This is a genomic window from Ruegeria atlantica (genome assembly GCF_013032455.1).
GTDB lineage: Bacteria > Pseudomonadota > Alphaproteobacteria > Rhodobacterales > Rhodobacteraceae > Ruegeria > Ruegeria atlantica_B.
In genome coordinates, this window is sequence record NZ_WQCF01000001.1 from 519,096 (window position 1) to 537,856 (window position 18,761).

Sequence of the window (18,761 nt, forward strand, 5' to 3'; positions counted from 1 at the left end):
GTAAACCGTAGTAGCTGCTCAGGGCCTCATCAGGGGCGTGTTAAGGGTCAGTTGATGGTTGTCGGAGGCGGTGCGCTATCCGCATCCTCAGGGAACTCAGGCATGCCTTCGAGTGCTTCTTCTAGGGCACTACTGCGCCGAACCTTCTCTTTGGCTTCGGCCTCTTCTGCCTCACGTTTCTTATCCTCTGAGTTGAGGAACCTGTGAGCTTCTGCCAGCCAGCTAGCCTTAGGTTCAGAACGCGAGACAACCGCACCAGAGGCAGGGTCAATCTCAGGGACACCATTCGTCAGGCCGTCGAGGAACTTCTCTCTCAACAGAACCCTGATTTGTTCGATGCCCCCATAGTGGTCTTCACGTTCGCTCATTTGGAACCATACGCTTTCCGCTTGGTCTTGGCTGTCAGGTCTGCAACCTGCGCCTCTAGCTCTGCAATCCGTTCCGCGTCGGACTTAGGAATAACTGCACTCTTCGACGTGTCGGCATCCTGAGCAGCGACCTGTCGAAGCATGTTGGCACGATGCTTGTTGAACTCGTCGTCTTTAGCTTTCTTGGCTGCCTTAACGGCCTCAGCCACAGGGTCGGCTGGGGGTTCAACCTCGGCGTATGTGTAGCCGTAGTATGGGCTGTTCTCGCATCCGGCAGGAATGGGACCAGACATTCGCATGACCGCGTTGCCACGTCGGACAAAGTGGAACTTTATTTTAGACGGCTCCAATACAGTCTCAACAGCACTCAAGGCTGCTTCTTCGTCATCCTTAGCGCGTTGGTTTAAGAGTTCCTTGTAGGCGTCCACAACAACAGCCTCAGTGCCACCTGCACGCAGGCGTTCTTGTTTCAGCCGCTCAGCCGTGGCTTCGGCTTCCTTGGCGATCTGTTCAGAAAGTTCCTTGGCAGCGATCTCACTTTCACCGCGTTGGGCTTCTGCCTTCAGGTCATACGAGCGGATACCTTGGGGCAGGAATTGGTCTTGTTCATTCATGGGTAGTAAATCCTTTTAGGGGGTTGGGTTATGCGTAGACCTTGTCGAGAACGGCTTTGATGCCGGTCATCGACCCATCGGTCAGGAAGTCGGCAAAGGCAGCTTTGCTTTCAGCCAAAAGTTCGGGGTCATTTGCGATGACTTGCGCCACCATGTCGGGGTCCATGCCAGCGGCAGCTACTTGCTCGGTCAGGTAGTCAAGACCATCCTCAAGTACATCGGCAATATCGTTGACGGCATCTTCAACTTCCTCTTCAGTGGCACCTTCGCCTAGCGCCTCTCGGACGGCGTCAACGTCAATCGTGTTATCGTCTTCAATAGCCTGTCCAAGGATGCTGCCTGTCGTCTCTTCACCCATGCTGTCGACCAGCGAGTTCACAATCTCTGTGTTCTCTTCACCCAGCAGTTCGTCCAAGTCCTGCGGACCCAGCGCTTCATCAACGGTGTCGTCATCGTCGGACCCTTCGGGCTTGCCTTCAGGTGCTTCCTGAGGAGTTGCCTCAAGTTGTTCTTTGGTGATCAGACCAGCAGCCAATGCGGCCTCAATAGAAGTACGGCTTGCGGGATTGCCGGGTTCAATCTCAATGGTCTGTACGCCGCCATCATTACGGATGGTTTCAGCGATGTTGCTGGGCGCTTCCTGACCAGCGATGAAATCACCTTCATCGGTAAGGCCGCTTTCCATAAGGACGCCATCGGTGACGCCTTGGTCATCCATAGCTGCGGCAGCTTGTTCTAGGCTCATGCCTTCATAGGGGTTCATTGTCATTCAATCCTTTCGGGGGCGGGTTATGCGTGTGATTGTTCTCGGGCGATGCGGCGGAAGTTCCGGCGCTTGCGCTTGTCGACGTCCTGTTTGATCTGCTCGACTTGTTCAGGGGTGATCTTTCCAGCCGCCAGTTCAGCGTTCAGGCGTTCCTCTAAGGTCGGCCCTGAGTTGGCTGCTTTCATGTGCCTGAAGTGACCCTTGGCGTTGCCGTAGATCGTTCTCAGCAGAGCGTTGCTAATGTCTACGCGCAGGTCCACTTGCTCTGCCTCAACGCCAACCTGAGCGGCGAAGTGAACGCGGACACGGTTGTAGAGAGTGATCGGGTCAACGTGGCTTACAATCACCTTCCAAGGGGCTTGCTTGTGGTCGCGCCATTCGAAGGAAAACAGGTCTTCATCCTGCGCCTTGGTGATTTTCCAGAAGTCGTCACCGCAATACTCGCTGGATGACGTCTGATTGCGGCGGGGAACGTTCGCCACAACGATACGCTTTGTGTTCATGGTCTTATCCTTTTGTTGGGAGTGTGTCGCTGAATACGTCGTCTTCAGAGGCAGAGATGGCCTCCAAACCCTTCGCCAAGAGACCAGCGACAATCTCTTGGTTCCCAAGTTCAAACGGAATTTCTGGGTGTGCTTCGGCAAAGCGTTCGCGGACTATGTCCAGCAAGACATACGTGGTCGGCTTCAACCTCACAGGCACGTTCACGGGCAGCTTGTAGCCCTCGTAACCAAGGGCCGAGCGGCGATCTCTCATCTTGTCCAGCATGCGGCCCACTTCAACGTCACCAAACATGTCCCTCAGGACGTTCTCTAGGCGGGTCGTTTGGATGCGCCTTATGGGGTGACTGGCAGACCTCAGAGACTTGCGTTCAGCTTCGGCCTTCTGCATCGGCGTCATGTATCGCTCGCGGGCGAACTCAGTTCTTGCCTTGCGGCCTTTGACTTTGCCGGGGATGAGCACGCGCTTCTTTGGTCCCGTCCTAGGGGGCACCATAGGTTTCGGCATGGGGTATCCTTTCGAAATAGAAAAAGCCCCACCTTCGGTCAGGAAGGCAGGGCCAGGAATTTGGGTGTGGTGGTGAACTTGGCGGGTACTGCTTAGGCAGCCATCGGCAATTGTTCAGGTTGGGCCGAGTTGAGCCAATTGGTCAGGATGCGTCTCATCCTGTCAGACGGGACGTAGACGGTGACGGGTTCCCCTACCCGTACACGGGAACGATAGAGCCACTGCACCAACTCGGTCAGGGCGTACTGTTCGCCCCACTTGTCCGCGTCCTTCTTTAGATAGCTGCACAGCACAGGATTGGGGTGTTGGTCGTACAAGTAGAGGGCACATGAACAGTTGATGTAGTCGTTGATACCTCGGGTCTGGTTGGCAACCCATTGTAGACCGCCCTTCACTTTCCACTGCCCGTCTACCTCAGACCAGCGACCGTACAGTCCGGTGCTTTTCATCATCGCACTGGCCTTCCTGCGTTTGTCGGCACCACCATCGAAGTAAAGGTTGGCCGCGCAGGTGATCATGATGTTTTCCTTGGGGATGTCCCTGAGGGGGCCGTCAAAGTACATCTTGCGGAGTTTGCTGCCCAGCGTCTTAGCGACACCGGGAGGCAGCCGATTGGTCTGACCGCTGTGTGTCAGCTTCATGGGCTTCCCTTTGACGACGGGTAAGTCCATATTCTCAACGGTGATCAGGTCGCGCTGGGCACGTAACCAGTCAGCTTCACCTTCATACTTTTTGACCTCATACGGCTCACCTATCCGGTCGAGATAGGCGGCGATCATGCTGCCCTCTGTGAGATACGTCAGGATTGTCAGGCTGGCGGGGGCTGTTAGTAGCGCCGTGGGGATTGCCAGTACGATGGGCCGACCATCCTCAGCAACGAAAAGGCGACCCCTTGAGGCTTCCTGCAGTAGTCGGCCTAGGGTGCCCATAAGTCCCGTGTTGGTCATGTGCTGAAACCACAACGGGTTTGGGCTGACCTTCTGTGTATGTGGATCGACGCTGGCAAAGCCCGTATCCAGCACCTGTTCCTGAAAGTTCCTCTTACTGATGGCAGGACCAATCTCAAGAGGCGTCGGGCATTCGTCGATCACCAGACGGTAGCGGGCTAGCAGACCAGCCATCGCCAGATGTTCAAGGCGAATGTACAGGGCATGGGTACAGACGATATTCGCGCCAGCCTTGAGCAGCCCCTCAATGTCTATCGTTTTGTTGTTGCCCTCGGGGACTGTGAGCATGGCCTCAGGGGCACCCGATACTATTCTTTGAACCTCTGACAATCTCGGGGTCACTACCAGTACAGGCAAGTGTGTGTCTGGGTTCCACCGTTTTAGTTCGTCGATAAGTTTGGTGGTCTTTCCTGTACCGCAAGGTTGGTCAATGAAAGTGATCTTGGTCATGTCTACCTTCCTTATGGTGACAGGTGATGGGATTGATTTGGGGAAAGGCGGCGGGCGTCCCGAAGCACACATCTAGGACGCCCGCCAAGGTCCCCTCACGGCCAAAGGATAAGAAACGCCAAGGGAGGGAACGAAACTATCATGTGTTATTCATGTTATGGGTGTTTTTGGTAACCCGCTGTTTTCGGAGCATTTTCATATGGGTTCTGGTGCAAGACACTGTTTCGGCTGTCAAACTCGGCAATTAGCCCTGCTTCGACGTCTGATGCATCCAGACCAGCAGCCAGTTCCCGTGCCTTTAGTGTCGCCTTGTTCATCTCGTGGAACCATTCGGAGTTGCTCTCTCTCGGTGCTACTTCAGCTTCCAATTCGGTCTCAAATTCCGCTGCCCTATGTTGCCGCCACTCTTTTACCTTCATGGCCACCCACTGGCGGCGACGCTCGGCAAGCTCATTGGCAGCCTTCTGTTCTGCCCACTTCTCTCTCATGGTCTCACTGCGCTTTTGATTGGCGGCGGCTTGCTTGGCTTCACGCTCGATCTGGGGCTTGGTCAGGGGCTTCCTGTTCTTCTGGTGCGCTTTCTTCTGCTTCTGCGTTTGCTTCGGCATGAGGGAACGGCACAGGGCCACGCGGGATTTACTGGCGTAGACCTTCCGGCACAGTTCCTCGCGCTCTGCCCTCGGCTTGTATTTCATCTTCATGGCCTTCCAGAGATTGGCGAAGGCGTCCTGCTGGGGTCGTGTCAGTGGCTTGAAGCCCATGCTCTGGGGGGTGGGCATAGTCCATGTGTCTGTCATGGTATCCTTTGGGTGATGTTGGGGGGCTTGTGCAGATGGCCGGATGGGTGGCCATAAGGCTGCCTCAGCGGCGATTGCGACCGTTCTGTCTGTGCAATAGTGGGGGTGTTTCACGAGCTTCACCCGCTGAATTGCGGCAAGGAATTGAATACGCTCAAAGTTTCCCAACATTCGACAACAACACAAACGTGCGCCTCAAACGATGTCTTGTGAGCTTGGGAAAGTCATGTGCTTTCGCCAAAGATCAAGCCTTGCGATATTGTTGTAGAATACCGACCAGCTTTTTTAGAGTTGCTTCATCTTTGCCATAAGTTTCTAGGAATGCGCGCTTGACGATGGCACAGGCACGTTCGCTTTCGTACACACCTGATAGAACAACCTCAGCGGCCTGCTGCGCTAGGTCGGTATGAACGACCTTCCTTTTGGCCTCTCGAATGGAAGGCTCGACCTTGCCGATCTCTTTTTCGATGGTGTCCAGCTTTGTCTGGGCCGCTCGCTTTTCCCCTTCAGTCGCTGCTGGGTTGTCCCTCAGGGCACGTAGTCTTTCCACCTTGCGTAAGTCGTCCAACGTCGGCGCTCGGGTCTCAACTTTCTGCGCCGCTTTAAGTCCCGCCTTAAACTTCGCGTGAAGTCCCCGCACAGTCCTAACCTTAGGGTGCGCCTCTTTGGTGGCCGTGAAGTCTTCCGGGTTGGCTGCTGCCCACATGGCTGCGAGACGGTCGTGCGGATGCGTGTCTGCCAAGTTGGCATTCACCACCCACTGACCGAACTTGTTGTCGCTCGGGAACAGTCGCCGCCCGTCGTTCAAGGCAGCGCCGTAAACAATCCACCCTTCCATTGTCTTCTCTTCCCCAAGGTGGACCAAACGCAGCCCTTCACGGGCACGTTCAGCGCACACCTCTTCGTTCGCTAGGGCGATGCCTGTTTGGTTTGGCAGGGTGTCAAACGCCCCTGCGGAACCGAATTTGATGGCGTGATCTTGGGTCAGAAAGTCTTTCATAGGCAGTGTCCTGTTGTTGATGACACCACCCACGTAAGGCGCGATTAAAAACCTATCAACCTTTTATTTTTGCTTAATTTTTCTGATCTTCGTGCGTTGGTGACATACAAGTCACTCGTGCCTATTGAAGCCCCTGAAAACTATAATTGTGCGGGGGATTAGGTATCCCTTTTACGGCTGCAAATTTTTTTGCGTGTCCGTGTTGCGCCGCCCTCTTCTCCCCTTCAGTCGCCGCTGGGTTGTCCCTTAGGGCACGCAGACGTTCGACCTTGCGGAGATCGTTGAGGGTCGCCGCTCGGGTGTCGGGCTTAGGGGCTGCCTTGGTCTTCCCGATGGCGAGGACGTCAGCGATGCTCTCGCATTCGTCAAAAAGTGCAGCGCTCTGCACCTTTTCCCTAGCCACCCGCATGTAGTCAGCGGCGGTTCGATAACTGAAAGAGAGCGCGTCACTCTGGCACCAAGCCTTGAAGTCCTTCCTCTTTTTCTTCTCGGCTTGCAGCATCTCTCCGATCTCCGCAGCGATTTCCTTAGCGGTGCGACCTAGCGCCACCACTTCACGGTGCATTTGGTTGATGGCTTTGGCGCGCTGGGCAATTTACAGTTAAAGTCTAACTAACTTTTGAGACCCAACGAATGATTTCTTGATAATCAGCAAGGTTCATTCTGTATTTATTCCTTTGCTGGAAATCCCGCGCGCCCTTTGTGAACCTCGAAGTAGTGACTACAAGACCACCTGTCGCTCGTTTATCTTCGACTACACCGTATAGCTGCCTTACAATTCCAACTCCTACTGGTCTCGTCGGCGCATAGCGCTTGGCTTCGACCAAGAACAATTGGCTCCCGAACTCTGTAGATTTTGAAGCCAAAATGTCTTTCCCCCCATCACCACTAGGAGGGGTCAATTTAGTTTCATAACCTCGTCGATTTAATAGTGCTGAAACAAAAACCTCAAATTCTCGGAAGCTAAAATCATACATGATCGAAGGATTATCCTTGATCTCGTGAAACAGGACAGCATCAATAAGTTGAAGCTCACCTAACGAATGCCTAGGGACTAGCTGACCTTGTTGCAGTGGTAGACCATCTAGGCCAACCAAGGTTTCAATTTCGATAGGCTTATTTAACCAATCATTGTGTTCCTTAATTCCTCGGAGTTCGAAGTATCCATCGCCGCTGAGCCGACAGGAAATCAAGTCGTCGAAATCACTATGTTCAATCGCAAGCGACCTGAGAAGCTGCCGATAGAGCGCTTGTGGCAAGTCTCGACCAGTTTTGGGGAAAACTATGGGAGGAAATATCTTCTCTCCTTGAAACTTAACTTGGAACTTTATGGAGCCGGAACGCTCCACCACATCAGCATCAAGCTTTCGCAATGCTCGATCTATATGACGGGAATTAAATCGTGTAATCGTCAAGGCATTCTCCCTAGGCGCAGTCTAAATTGCATCTGGTCATCTTCGACAACAACAAAGGCAAAAACAGATGCTCGAAGGCACCCCTCCCCCACCAGAAGGGTACCTCAAGTCTCACCTTCCTTTACCCGAAGGTGCCTGAAGCAGCAGAACCCCCTGCCCGCACCTTCTTGTGGTTCGTGAAGGTCACCCTGTAACGGCCAACGTCAAGGAAGGTCTCACCCGGTCCTTCACGGGTCACCTTAAGGGGCACTGAATGCGGGTAACGCTCGACGAGCAGATCAAAGGGGCCGACGCAAAAGTCAAAGACGATCATTCTACTATTCCTATTCTTGGTAGTGATGCAACGATGCGATGCAACGCATAGATGAATCCTCAAGGAATCGCCGTCAACCCTTTATTTTTATGACATTTTTGGGAATTTCCCGCGGGTGGAGAGGTAATACTTCAGGGGCCTCATCAACACCTCTCGGTTCGCCTCATGGGTCTCTGCGTTCTCGTAATGGCGTGGCTATGGCCCCCAGTCTACCCAAGTGTGTTCTATGAATTCAGCCTTTACGCCTGTCCCTAATGATCGGGTACAGAATAGCGATAAGGACAGCCACGGGAACGACCACCCAGATCAGGTCTCTTATCAGATACTGGTTGATATTAGTGGTAAGTGACATCTGCTCTGCAAAGTCCCAACTAAAGGTGAGGACTAAGAAGGCGGCTAAGAGGATGTTGAGGGTTCGCAAGGTGCAATCTCCGCTTGTGTTTGGGTAATGCTTACGACCCTCTCAGGCGATCTTCAATGCGCTCTTGTTGTTGTTGCTGCCGATGTGCCAACCAATTTGCTAGACCCACTGCTCAAACCGTCCACTTTGTTCTTCGCATACCCACAACGTCCCCTGCGTGGTACCTGATGGTGTGACTTCACGATGACTGATGGAAGACCATAGGTCGATCACCTAACGTGGTACCAAAAGGTGTTATATTACGGTGGCCTGATGGGTTCCTGAGGTTGTGACTGAAGTGTCTGCTTAAGGTGTACTGGTCTGTACGCCCTATTGCACAGAAGCATAGCCGTTGAGGAAAAAGACCATGGAAGTTGGGTGCGCTGTCTGCGCCTCTAGTGGTGCCTGACGACGCAAAAAGGATTGTATATCCCCCGCATGTCCCTTGTTTTCTGCACTCTGGCGGCCTGCTGGTGTCCTAAACGGTGACATGAGGTGAACCTAGGTGTGCTGTCTGTGTGCTGTTTAGTGGTTCGATCAGGGGGCACCGGGGGGGTACGCGCGGCATCTATATATATCTCTGCCACTCACAATTTTTCGCCAAAAATAAGGAACGCTGATGGCGGCAAAGACCATGGAAGAAATGAGCATTTAACCAGCCCCACCAACACCTTAGCAGAACCTTTTGGGGCTACCTCTACGGTCAACCTTTAGGCTCTCCTGTATGTTCCCCCTGCCGATGACACTGAGAGCTTCCCCTGAAGGTACCCTGTAGGCTTGCTCTGAAGGTACCCTGTAGGCTTGCTCTGAGGCGTCCTGAGGGATTTGTGGTGGTGGGTAAAGGTTCAACCACTCTCATCAACCAACCAAAGCCGAAAGGCTCTAGGGTGCCCCTGATGGTCTCCCTGAATAATTCAATTACCCTATCAGGTGCTAACCTTAAGGTGCAGACTTACCTGTTCTTGCGAACATGGTGATGAAGTATGTGCCGGAAGTGATGGCAAACCATCATCCATCCTCAATTGGTCTTTCGGAGCGAATGCGACCCTTGAGTGTCCCCTGATGGTGCCCCTTAAGAAGGGACTGAACTAAAACTTTTATCTAACGGGAATGGGGTCTTAAGCACCTTATTTATATAGAAAAAAATGACCCCTAGGAGAGTTCATCTCTCCCGACCTCTTTCTGGTGCTGTCTAACGTCAGCTTCAAGTGGGCCTAAAGATGATCAAGAAGTACAGTTAGGGTAAGACGGAAACGGTGCCCAACACATGCGTAGAAAATCCTAGATACCTTCAGGCGGCAGTACGCCCGTTGAAGTTAACAAAGGAAGCCTCTAACAAATAAGCAAAACTTCAACAGCAGCCCTTACTCGGAAGCACTAAGGTACAGGAACTTTCAATGTCTCGTTGGTCTGATCAATTTTCCAAACACCAAATCCACACAACCATCAAAAACGCATTTGAAGCATTGGATTTTGATCCAGAAGGTTTGGACAGTGAGGTCGAGGCCGAATGGCGACGGCTTCGAAAGATATTTAACCTAATCAAGAATATCTTAGATGAGACAGACCCCGAATTTTATCCAGAGAACCTTCTCAACAACTTGAGCAACCACCTACAACAACAAGTGGTCGCACAAATTTCAAACTATGGTGCCAACGGAAATGTTGGCCACCTTAGAAATGCAAATGATCAGCTAACTAGCCAGATACCAACGATCTACCAAATTGCGGGACTAACGCAGCCTCAAAAAACACGCGAGACAATCACGGATTTAGAAAGTGCATACGACGAGTTCTGTAATGCTCTTGAGAAGACAAAGACTGAATTTGAAACGGTCATTGATGGGAACAATTCTGAAATTGCTGATTTGGAAGTTCGCTCAGCCGCTCTTTCCTCTTCCATTACCGAGTTACAATCTACCACAGATGGCCAGATGTCCCTTTGGCAAACTGAGTTCACTGACGCCCAATCAACGAGAGCGCAGGAACACTCCGATGCTCAGTCGAATAGAGCGCAGGAACATTCCGAAGAGCAAGCGACTAGAGCCAAAGAACACTCCGACGCTCAAATCCAACGCGGTAAAGAGTATGATGAAGCTCTCCGTGAATTTAAAACGACGGCAGAGAACGACAGGACCGAAACAACAGCCAGTCACAACAAAGCATTTAAAGATACCTTCGATCAATACGCAGCGAACGTGTCTACCAAGACGAAGGACATAAACGATAAACACGCATCAATTTTGGAGATACACGGACTTGTCACTAATGACGGCGTTGCCGGTGGCTACAAAAGAGGTGCTGACGACGAAAAGAGAGCGGCCTTTTGGTGGAGCGTTGTGTCTATGGTGTGCTACCTCTTGATACTCGTTTGGGTGGTGTCTAAGGGCAAACTTGGCTTCGGTATATCCAATGGTTCTGGGATTGACTGGCCAGTTGTCGCTACAACAATTTCCGTCACTGCCGTTGCATTTGTCGCCGCGCAATTTGCAGGTAAACAGTCACGCATCCACAGAATGAATGAACAGCGGATGAGGTGGTTCTCTTTCGAAATCGCCGCAATCGACCCGTTCCTTTCAAGTTTAGAACCCGAAGACCAACAGGAATTGAAGAAGCAGCTTTCAGAAAGGCTGTTCGGGCAAGACAGAGTTGTTGAAGACAAACCGACTAAGGTTAAGGGCATTGATGCAGAAACATTCAAGAGTTTGAGCGAACCCATTATTGAAGCGGTTAAATCCGTTAGGTCATGAGCGGAGAAACCAACACGCAACGGTAATATTAGCCTGTGTCTGAAAGGACCTCAGAGCCTACTTAGGTATTGGCTAAAAGATTCGTTTAAGTGGCAGCTTTTCAAACGCATACAGACAGATTAACCACCAAACAGGCATAAAAAGGAAACTATCGTGATTGTTGCCCATTCCCCCAAAATTTCGCTTACCTGTGCCATAGCCGGTGCGTTCTTTCTTGCCGCGTGCGCACCCTCGCCAGCAGTGCAGGAATACGCCTCAGAAAACGCAATCTCTCTGCGGTACTCAGCGTGGGATAGCGTTCCAACTCTTACTGCAGAAGCGCAAGACAAAGCGACAAAGCACTGCGCAAAGTTCGGGAAATTCGCCAACTACAAGGGCGGCAATGCCGTTAGCCCCTTAACAGCGGAAGAAATTCATACTTTTGCCTGCGAAGACGTCAAAACCGACGACAGCTTGATAATTGCCCGACAAAGCGAGCGTCCTGATACCTACGTCTACCAAACTCAGGTTAACCGCCCTACGCAAACTAATTGCACGGTTTTTGGCAACACGGCAAATTGCACGAGTTACTGACCGAAACCGGGAAGTACATAGAACAGATTTCGGTCAATCATGTTAATGAAGGTCCACATTAGCCCCATTTGCAGACCTTCGCTTTAGGCGCAGGTTAAGCGCATGATGGGATGATTGACCTTTTCACTCGACAAGCGACTTAAAGCCCAGCCTTCACGCCCCACCTAGCGAACTCTCTAAGCCGTGCCTCACGTCCACCATAAGTATTCTCAGCAACCGATTGAGCGGAGTGCCCGAGATACCCGTGACGTACCTCTACAGGTGCCCCTGCGTCCCTCAGCTTGTCGCTTGCCCTATGGCGTAGCCCGTGGACCTTCATGCGCTTGTCATCAGTGTTCTTCCTTACCGCTTTCATCAGCGCCGCAGAGGCAGCCGTAGGGCCTCCGTCACGGCCATAAGAAGGGAACAGAGGCTCATCGCCCTTACGCCCCTCTACACGCGCCCTGAGGGATTCATTGAGGCTGTCTGAGGCTATCGGAACGTACCTGTCACTGTTACTGTTCTTGATGCCATTGATTTCGTTCGGAGTGATCAGGATAGACGGGGTTTCCCCAGTGAGGTCAACGTCGCTAACGCGCAGACCACAGGCTTCACCTAGGCGCATCCCGGTAACTTTCAGCACCCGCCACATATCAGGAAGGTCTTGGCTACGGCCACCCTCTAAGGTCTTCTGCACGGCGTCGACAACTTCATCAGATAGAGGGACGCTCTTGTCCAGTGAGCTAACCTGTTCCTTAGGCCACGGCAGGCGCTCGAAATGGTTTCGCTCAGAAGGTATCTGCAATTCCCTGACGGCATGGTTGTAGGCAGCGGCTACTATGATCACCTCACGTTGACACGACTTGAGGGCCAGAGGTTGTCCGTTGGCTTTCTTGAGACCGAGCAAATGGTCCATAAAGCTACGCGCTGTCTGACGGTCGATGCTCTCAATGCTTACATCTTCAAGGGGCCTGCCTAGTGCATCACTCAGCCGATTGAATGTGCGATCAATTCTGACCATCGCCTTTCGATCATCAGCCAGACCCTTGTCCTTGGCGTAGGTGTCCCGCATGTCGGCCAGCGACGGTTTCGGGGGTTCCCGATACGGGTTCAGGACGGCAGCAACAACTTCTGGGTTCTCCCCACGGGCAGCCAGACTGTGCCCCACTACCCCACGCGTCCAGCTATCGTCAGGGTCCAACCCTTGAGCACCCGCCACGTAATGTTCTGCAAGGCGCTGGGCGTCGATGAACTTCTGAGTAGCTGAACGAGTGTCCACCTCAGGGTGTTGCCTAAGGGTGTCCTCAACGATGGCGTCAAAATTTCTCAGGTGAAACTGGTACTCGCGCTGAAAAGCTGCCCCATCACGAGCCTTAATATGCTTCTGGTAAGCGTCCTCACCACGAATTTCACGCACTCGCTTGGGCCACCTTCTGCGGAAGCGCCATTGAGTTTCGCTGATTGCGTCGACGTAACTGATCTTCATTCTAAGGGCCATTGTGTGCTGTCCGTGTGTGCTGTTTGCGTTATGCGACACACTCGGAAAATGCTGAATGCCCTTGTTTATAAGGCCGAAAACTAACTGATCAAGCTAGTTCTGGTGCGGTCGAGAAGACTCGAACTTCCACGGGAGTTACCCCACAGCGACCTCAACGCTGCGCGTCTACCAATTCCGCCACGACCGCACTGCCAATGACTTGGTAGAGGGGCGTATAGACGCTGAAGATCGAGATGTGAAGAGACAAAAACACACAGGTTTGAATTCCTTCCGGCGGGTCATATCTTTACGACCGACACACCCCAATCTCCCTTCAGGAGCGCGATCATGCCCGAGACCGACACACGACCTATTGTTCAAATCGACATTGTCTCGGATGTGGTTTGTCCTTGGTGTATTGTTGGGTTTCGGCAGCTTGATCTGGCGTTGCAGCAACAAAATGTTCTGGCGAAACTTCGGTGGCACCCGTTCGAATTAAACCCGACCATGCCGCGCGAAGGTCAGAACCTGCGTGAACACATCGTGGAGAAATACGGATCAACGCCAGAACAGAGCCAACAAGTGCGCCAGCGATTGACGCAGCTTGGGGTCGAACTGGGGTTTACCTTTAATTTCAACGATGACAGCAAGATCGTGAACACCTTTGCAGCTCATCAGCTATTGGACTGGGCGGAAACCCAAGGGCGCCAGCACCCACTGAAGCTTGCCCTGTTCAAAGCGTATTTCACGGATCAGCAGGATGTCTCGGACGTCGAGGTTTTGCTTGATGCAATTCAGACCGCCGGATTGGACCGCGACGCCGCACGTGCAGTGCTAGATTCTGGTACCCACGCCGGACCAGTACGCGACAAACAGCAGTTTTGGGCCAACCACGGCATCTCGGGCGTTCCCTCCATGGTATTCGGGGGCAAGTATCTTCTGACTGGCGCACAAGGCACCGACACATACGCGCAGGTTCTGGAACGTTGTCTGACCGAGATCGCCTGACCCCTTCCCCTTGCCGTTACCGCGCGATAAGGAGCCATCATGGAATGGAAGATCACCGACGGTTTGACTGATTACACCGAGGCCGTTGCCTTCATGGAGGCTCGGGTGGCGGCAATTTCTGCTGGCGAGGCGGATGAGTGTGTTTGGCTGCTTGAGCATCCACCGCTTTATACAGCGGGCACCTCTGCCCGGATCGAAGATTTGACCGATCCTGACCGGTTTCCTGTCTACGAGGCCAAGCGCGGCGGAGAATATACTTATCACGGGCCTGGCCAGCGCGTGGCTTACGTCATGCTGGACCTTAACAAACGCGGCAAGGACGTGCGGGGCTTTGTCAAAAAGCTTGAGAATTGGGTGATCGCCGCACTGGCGGAATTCAACGTAGCAGGTGAGATCCGCGATGGTCGGGTCGGCGTCTGGGTAAAACGGGATGACAAGCCTCTGACCGTGACAGGCCAACCCGCCGAAGATAAAATCGCGGCTATCGGGCTACGCCTGCGCAAATGGGTCAGCTTCCATGGCATCTCGATCAACGTCGAGCCGGACCTCGAACATTTTTCCGGCATCGTGCCTTGTGGTATCACCGAACACGGCGTGACCTCTCTGGTCGATTTGGGGTTGCCGGTAACACTGGCGGATATCGACGCTGCCTTGCAAAAAACCTTTGCTGAATGCTTTCAGCCTGACCAAAGCTGACCTTGGCGCGAATCGATTCCCTCAGCAGTTCGATTAACAATAACCCCCTAATAACACTCTTTGTTTCCGGATTGGATTCAATCAGTCGATAAGCTCATTCATTTTGGGTTTAATTCTGCCAAAATACACTCTGATGAATACAAAAGAGCCATTCAAGGTTAATCTAATCTTACCGTTCTAGAGTGAGTGGTGTGTTAAACCGGTGATCCTGGGTCTCCCAGGTGTCGGACAAGTGTTTGGTTACGAGTCTGCCGTTCCGACCCCAAATCGGAACGGCAATTTCTTTCCAGGATTCGTATTAAACGACCTTGAAGCGACATTGGCTGTTGTTGAACCGCTTTGCCTCCAGAATACGCGGGGGTGGGCGTTGATTTGAACGATACCCAAGCACGCCGCCCAATTGTCCCGCATCGCAACCGTCTGTGATGGAGTCACGATCACGTGTGTGTCGTTTTCATACATTCGGTGACCATGACACGCGTCTTGGGCTGCACAAGACAAAGACGTAATCAGGCCAGCGCTCCTTTGACCCGCTCTGCATGCTGAGCGATCAGGTCAAAGTCCCCCATGTTTCCGGGCGGACGCATCGGAACACCTTCCTGTCGCGGCAGGATGTGGAAATGCAGGTGGAATACCTCCTGCCCGCCTGCGGCTTCGTTGAACTGTTGAACCGTCACACCGTCGGCATCAAACGCCTTGACCACCGCCTTCGCCAGTTTCTGCACGGTCGACATGACGGCGGCCAGTTGCTCGGGCGAGGCATCCAGCAGATTTCGGCAAGGCGTTTTGGGAATTACCAACAAATGACCGTCTGACCGCGGCATGATATCCATGAAGGCCAGCGTGTCGTTGTCCTCGTAAACGCGGGAGCAGGGAATTTCCCCGCGCAGAATCTTGGCAAAGATGTTGTCTGGATCGTAATCGCCCATTTCTAACCTCCGGTTTCTTATCTTGTGGCCAGTTCTGCGGCCCACGTTCCTGGGGGTCAAGGCGGAACTCTGCCTAGCGGCGCGCTAGGCCATTTTCGATGCCTTGAAATCCGGGCGGCAATTGCCAATTAAAGCGCATTCAAGGCCAAAAAATCGCGGGTCACCCTCCTACCCGCGACAATTATTCTTGATCCAGATCAAACTCGGCCATTGAAGGCGCCCCCTTCGCAATCTAAAACCAGCAGGAATCCCGCGCGCTGGAGAGGTCCGGCTGCGCGGTGCAGTTGCAACAGGAGGCACCTAAATGGCAGACGCAGCCATTCATGGTCACGAGCATGAAGATAATCGCGGTTTCTTTACCCGCTGGTTCATGTCGACCAACCACAAGGACATCGGGATTCTCTACCTGGTCGTTTCGGCACTTGCCGGTCTGATCTCGGTACTGATGACCGTTTACATGCGGCTCGAACTGATGCACCCCGGTGTTCAGTACATGTGCCTGGAAGGCTTCATGGCCGACCCATGTACCCCCAACGGACACCTCTGGAACGTCATGATCACCTATCACGGTGTTCTGATGATGTTCTTTGTTGTCATCCCGGCCTTGTTCGGCGGTTTTGGCAACTATTTCATGCCGTTGCAGATCGGTGCGCCGGATATGGCGTTCCCACGAATGAACAACCTGTCCTTCTGGCTGTACGTCGCTGGTACGTCGCTGGGTGTGGCCTCGCTGCTGAGCCCGGGTGGTAACGATCAGGCCGGTTCAGGCGTAGGCTGGGTTCTGTACCCACCGCTGTCCACGACTGAGGGCGGCATGTCCATGGACCTTGCGATTTTCGCTGTACACGTATCGGGCGCCTCCTCGATCCTCGGCGCGATCAACATGATCACCACCTTCCTGAACATGCGTGCTCCGGGCATGACCTTGTTCAAGGTGCCGCTGTTCAGCTGGTCGATCTTTGTCACCTCGTGGCTGATTCTGCTGTCGCTGCCGGTTCTGGCAGGCGCAATCACCATGCTGCTGATGGACCGTAACTTCGGCTTTACCTTCTTTGACCCAGCTGGTGGCGGTGACCCGATCCTGTATCAGCACATCCTGTGGTTCTTTGGCCACCCGGAAGTGTACATCGTGATCCTGCCCGGTTTCGGCATCATCAGCCACGTGATCGCGACATTCGCACGCAAGCCGATCTTCGGTTACCTGCCGATGGTCTGGGCGATCATCGCGATTGGTGTTCTGGGCTTTGTCGTGTGGGCACACCACATGTACACCGTTGGCATGTCGCTGCGTCAGCAGGCCTACTTCATGCTGGCCACGATGGTCATCGCGGTACCTACAGGCGTTAAGGTCTTCTCGTGGATCGCGACCATGTGGGGCGGCTCCATCGAGTTCAAGACGCCCATGCTGTTCGCCTTCGGTTTCCTGTTCCTGTTCACCGTTGGTGGTGTGACCGGTGTGGTTCTGTCGCAGGCCGGTATCGACCGCGCCTACCACGACACCTACTACGTGGTTGCTCACTTCCACTACGTGATGAGCTTGGGTGCCGTCTTCGCGATCTTCGCTGGCGTTTACTTCTACTTCTCGAAAATGACCGGTCGTCAGTATTCCGAGTTCTGGGGCAAGGTTCACTTCTGGCTGTTCTTCATCGGCGCCAACCTGACATTCTTCCCGCAGCACTTCCTGGGCCGTCAGGGTATGCCGCGCCGCTATATCGACTACCCCGAGGCATTCGCTCAGTGGAACTTTGTATCGTCGATTGGTGCGTTCATCTCATTTGCTTCGTTCCTGCTGTTCTTCGGCATCGTGATCTACGCCCTGCTGCGTGGCGCGAAAGAGACCCGTCCGAACCCGTGGAATGAATACGCGGATACGCTGGAATGGACCCTGCCCACCCCGCCGCCCGAACACACGTTCGAGCAGCTGCCCAAGCAGGAGGACTGGGACAAAGGCCACGCGCACTGATCCCGTCAGAACCAAAGAAAACCCCGCCAGATCGGCGGGGTTTTTTCTTTGCGGCACAGGGTTCATGGTCAAAAGTCGCCAGATGCACAAAAATCGGCTATTCTGTTGTTGGCGACACATCCGGCAACCCGGGGGTATCCTATGCCTGCAATCGACTTTTGGTATTCAATCGGCAGCACCTACAGCTTCCTGACGATCATGCGTCTGGATGACTGGTGCGCAGAGCATGACGTTTCGGTGAAGTGGTGCCCGTTCAATGTGCGCACAGTGATGTCGGAACAGAACAATATTCCATTTGCCGGAAAACCGACCAAGTCCGCGTATATGTGGCGGGATATAGAACGTCGGGCAGCCAAGTATCATATTCACGCCCGGTTACCTGCACCCTACCCGATTTCGGACCTGGCATTGGCCAATCAGGTTGCACTGCTGGGCATGGGCGACGGCTGGGGCAAGGATTTTACTCAGACGCTTTATCGGATTTGGTTCGAAGAAAATATCGAAGCTGGCAGCGAAACAGCCATCAGCGAAGCACTGCATCGTTGCCAACAAGATCCGCGCCTGGTTCTGGCCCGCGCGCGCAGCCCTGACACGATTGCGGCCCTTGAGGCGGAAACGGACCGCGCCCTGAAATTGGGTGTATTCGGCGCGCCCAGCCTTGTTGTTGGCGGCGAGGTGTTCTGGGGGGACGACAGGCTGGATGACGCTCTGTCTTGGGCACGCGTCGGTCATGTAGCCTGATCATTTTCAGTCGACACGCACGTGCATTACGCTAGTTTTCTGCTATGCCTTACCAGTGGACTCAAACCTCTGAGACCGAACAGCAATTGCGCCTTTGGCCGCATAACTCATTGCCGCGGCGCGGGGCGATGATCGTAATCTTTTCCGTGTTTCTGTTTGGCCTAATCCCCCTGCTGGCGATGCTGGGTTCGGTCATCCTGTGGGGGCTGCTCCCCTTCCTGCTTCTGACCGTCTTGGGGTTATGGTTGGCCATTCAGTCCAATTATCGCGCCCGCAGTGTGTTTGAAGTTCTGACCCTCAGCGGAACGCGGGCACGGCTGATCCATCAATCTCCGGGCAGAGATAAGCAGGAATGGTCGTGCGATCGCTATTGGGCGCGCCCCGAGATGCATGAAAACGATGGGCCAGTACCACACTATGTCACCTTGATCGGAGACGGGCGCGAAGTTGAAATCGGTGCTTTCCTGTCCGAGGAAGAGCGCATAGCGCTATACGATGAACTGATACAAAAACTGCGCGAACCAGTCGCGCAGTAATTAGCGTTTTAAGAAGAGTGCAATCTTAACT

At 53.4% G+C, this 18,761-nt stretch carries 20 protein-coding genes and 1 tRNA gene; 7 read left to right on the forward strand and 14 right to left on the reverse strand.

The annotated features are described in order from the left end of the window. Positions 1-47 precede the first annotated feature (47 nt). The 11 genes from GOW93_RS02535 to GOW93_RS02585 all read right to left on the reverse strand — a co-directional run bounded on the left by GOW93_RS02535 (position 48) and on the right by GOW93_RS02585 (position 7,678). Positions 48-368 (reverse strand): hypothetical protein, encoded by a 321-nt coding sequence (locus tag GOW93_RS02535; protein ID WP_170381488.1) that lies wholly within the window; start codon positions 366-368, stop codon positions 48-50. Then, positions 365-982 carry a hypothetical protein gene (locus GOW93_RS02540; RefSeq protein ID WP_170381489.1) on the reverse strand — a complete coding sequence of 206 codons (618 nt, stop codon included), beginning with the start codon at positions 980-982 and terminating at the stop codon, positions 365-367. Before GOW93_RS02540 ends, GOW93_RS02535 begins: the two co-directional genes overlap by 4 nt. Positions 983-1,010: 28 nt before the next feature. Then, on the reverse strand, positions 1,011-1,751 hold the full coding sequence (locus GOW93_RS02545) for a hypothetical protein (protein WP_170381490.1): 741 nt from the start codon (positions 1,749-1,751) through the stop codon (positions 1,011-1,013). Positions 1,752-1,771: 20 nt separating this feature from the next. Next, positions 1,772-2,251: a hypothetical protein gene (locus GOW93_RS02550; protein ID WP_170381491.1), complete on the reverse strand. Its 480-nt coding sequence runs from the start codon at positions 2,249-2,251 to the stop codon at positions 1,772-1,774. A gap of 4 nt (positions 2,252-2,255) precedes the next feature. Beyond that, a complete protein-coding gene (locus GOW93_RS02555; RefSeq protein ID WP_170381492.1) occupies positions 2,256-2,756 on the reverse strand; it encodes a hypothetical protein in 501 nt (166 codons plus the stop codon). A gap of 92 nt (positions 2,757-2,848) precedes the next feature. After that, on the reverse strand, positions 2,849-4,153 hold the full coding sequence (locus tag GOW93_RS02560) for a DEAD/DEAH box helicase family protein (RefSeq protein ID WP_170381493.1): 1,305 nt from the start codon (positions 4,151-4,153) through the stop codon (positions 2,849-2,851). Between the two features lie 155 nt (positions 4,154-4,308). Further along, a complete protein-coding gene (locus tag GOW93_RS02565) occupies positions 4,309-4,950 on the reverse strand; it encodes a hypothetical protein (RefSeq protein ID WP_170381494.1) in 642 nt (213 codons plus the stop codon). Between the two features lie 244 nt (positions 4,951-5,194). Then, positions 5,195-5,950, reverse strand: coding sequence for a hypothetical protein (locus GOW93_RS02570; protein ID WP_170381495.1), 756 nt, complete (start codon positions 5,948-5,950; stop codon positions 5,195-5,197). Between the two features lie 121 nt (positions 5,951-6,071). Continuing rightward, on the reverse strand, positions 6,072-6,515 hold the full coding sequence (locus GOW93_RS02575; RefSeq protein ID WP_170381496.1) for a hypothetical protein: 444 nt from the start codon (positions 6,513-6,515) through the stop codon (positions 6,072-6,074). Between the two features lie 43 nt (positions 6,516-6,558). Beyond that, positions 6,559-7,365 (reverse strand): restriction endonuclease, encoded by an 807-nt coding sequence (locus tag GOW93_RS02580; RefSeq protein WP_170381497.1) that lies wholly within the window; start codon positions 7,363-7,365, stop codon positions 6,559-6,561. Positions 7,366-7,486: 121 nt separating this feature from the next. Next, a complete protein-coding gene (locus GOW93_RS02585) occupies positions 7,487-7,678 on the reverse strand; it encodes a hypothetical protein (protein WP_170381498.1) in 192 nt (63 codons plus the stop codon). A 1,797-nt stretch (positions 7,679-9,475) separates the two neighbouring features. On the opposite strand from GOW93_RS02585, the gene GOW93_RS02590 reads away from it, so the two are divergent. After that, positions 9,476-10,828: a hypothetical protein gene (locus GOW93_RS02590; RefSeq protein ID WP_170381499.1), complete on the forward strand. Its 1,353-nt coding sequence runs from the start codon at positions 9,476-9,478 to the stop codon at positions 10,826-10,828. Positions 10,829-10,981: 153 nt separating this feature from the next. Further along, positions 10,982-11,401, forward strand: a complete 420-nt coding sequence (locus tag GOW93_RS02595; RefSeq protein WP_170381500.1) for a hypothetical protein — start codon at positions 10,982-10,984, stop codon at positions 11,399-11,401. 139 nt (positions 11,402-11,540) lie between these two features. Here GOW93_RS02595 and GOW93_RS02600 read toward each other — a convergent pair whose 3' ends face one another. Together GOW93_RS02600 and GOW93_RS02605 are read right to left on the reverse strand one after the other, a co-directional pair. Beyond that, positions 11,541-12,878: a tyrosine-type recombinase/integrase gene (locus tag GOW93_RS02600; RefSeq protein ID WP_170381501.1), complete on the reverse strand. Its 1,338-nt coding sequence runs from the start codon at positions 12,876-12,878 to the stop codon at positions 11,541-11,543. Positions 12,879-12,978: 100 nt separating this feature from the next. Then, positions 12,979-13,065: transfer RNA gene (locus GOW93_RS02605), tRNA-Leu, on the reverse strand. A 140-nt stretch (positions 13,066-13,205) separates the two neighbouring features. On the opposite strand from GOW93_RS02605, the gene GOW93_RS02610 reads away from it, so the two are divergent. Continuing rightward, the gene (locus tag GOW93_RS02610) at positions 13,206-13,865 is read left to right on the forward strand and encodes a DsbA family oxidoreductase (protein ID WP_170381502.1); all 660 of its coding nucleotides are present in this window, start codon (positions 13,206-13,208) and stop codon (positions 13,863-13,865) included. A 39-nt stretch (positions 13,866-13,904) separates the two neighbouring features. Continuing rightward, entirely contained in the window at positions 13,905-14,561 is a 657-nt protein-coding gene (gene lipB / locus GOW93_RS02615) for a lipoyl(octanoyl) transferase LipB (RefSeq protein WP_170381503.1), read from the forward strand. Between the two features lie 509 nt (positions 14,562-15,070). Here lipB and GOW93_RS02620 read toward each other — a convergent pair. Next, positions 15,071-15,490 carry an HIT family protein gene (locus GOW93_RS02620; protein WP_170381504.1) on the reverse strand — a complete coding sequence of 140 codons (420 nt, stop codon included), beginning with the start codon at positions 15,488-15,490 and terminating at the stop codon, positions 15,071-15,073. A 304-nt stretch (positions 15,491-15,794) separates the two neighbouring features. On the opposite strand from GOW93_RS02620, the gene ctaD reads away from it, so the two are divergent. The 3 genes from ctaD (at position 15,795) to GOW93_RS02635 (ending at position 18,730) form a co-directional block, all read left to right on the forward strand. Next, entirely contained in the window at positions 15,795-17,453 is a 1,659-nt protein-coding gene (gene ctaD / locus GOW93_RS02625; protein WP_170381505.1) for a cytochrome c oxidase subunit I, read from the forward strand. A gap of 141 nt (positions 17,454-17,594) precedes the next feature. Further along, complete coding sequence (locus tag GOW93_RS02630) at positions 17,595-18,194, forward strand: 2-hydroxychromene-2-carboxylate isomerase (protein ID WP_170381506.1); 600 nt, start codon at positions 17,595-17,597, stop codon at positions 18,192-18,194. A 44-nt stretch (positions 18,195-18,238) separates the two neighbouring features. Continuing rightward, a complete protein-coding gene (locus GOW93_RS02635; protein ID WP_170381507.1) occupies positions 18,239-18,730 on the forward strand; it encodes a DUF2244 domain-containing protein in 492 nt (163 codons plus the stop codon). Positions 18,731-18,761 lie beyond the last annotated feature (31 nt).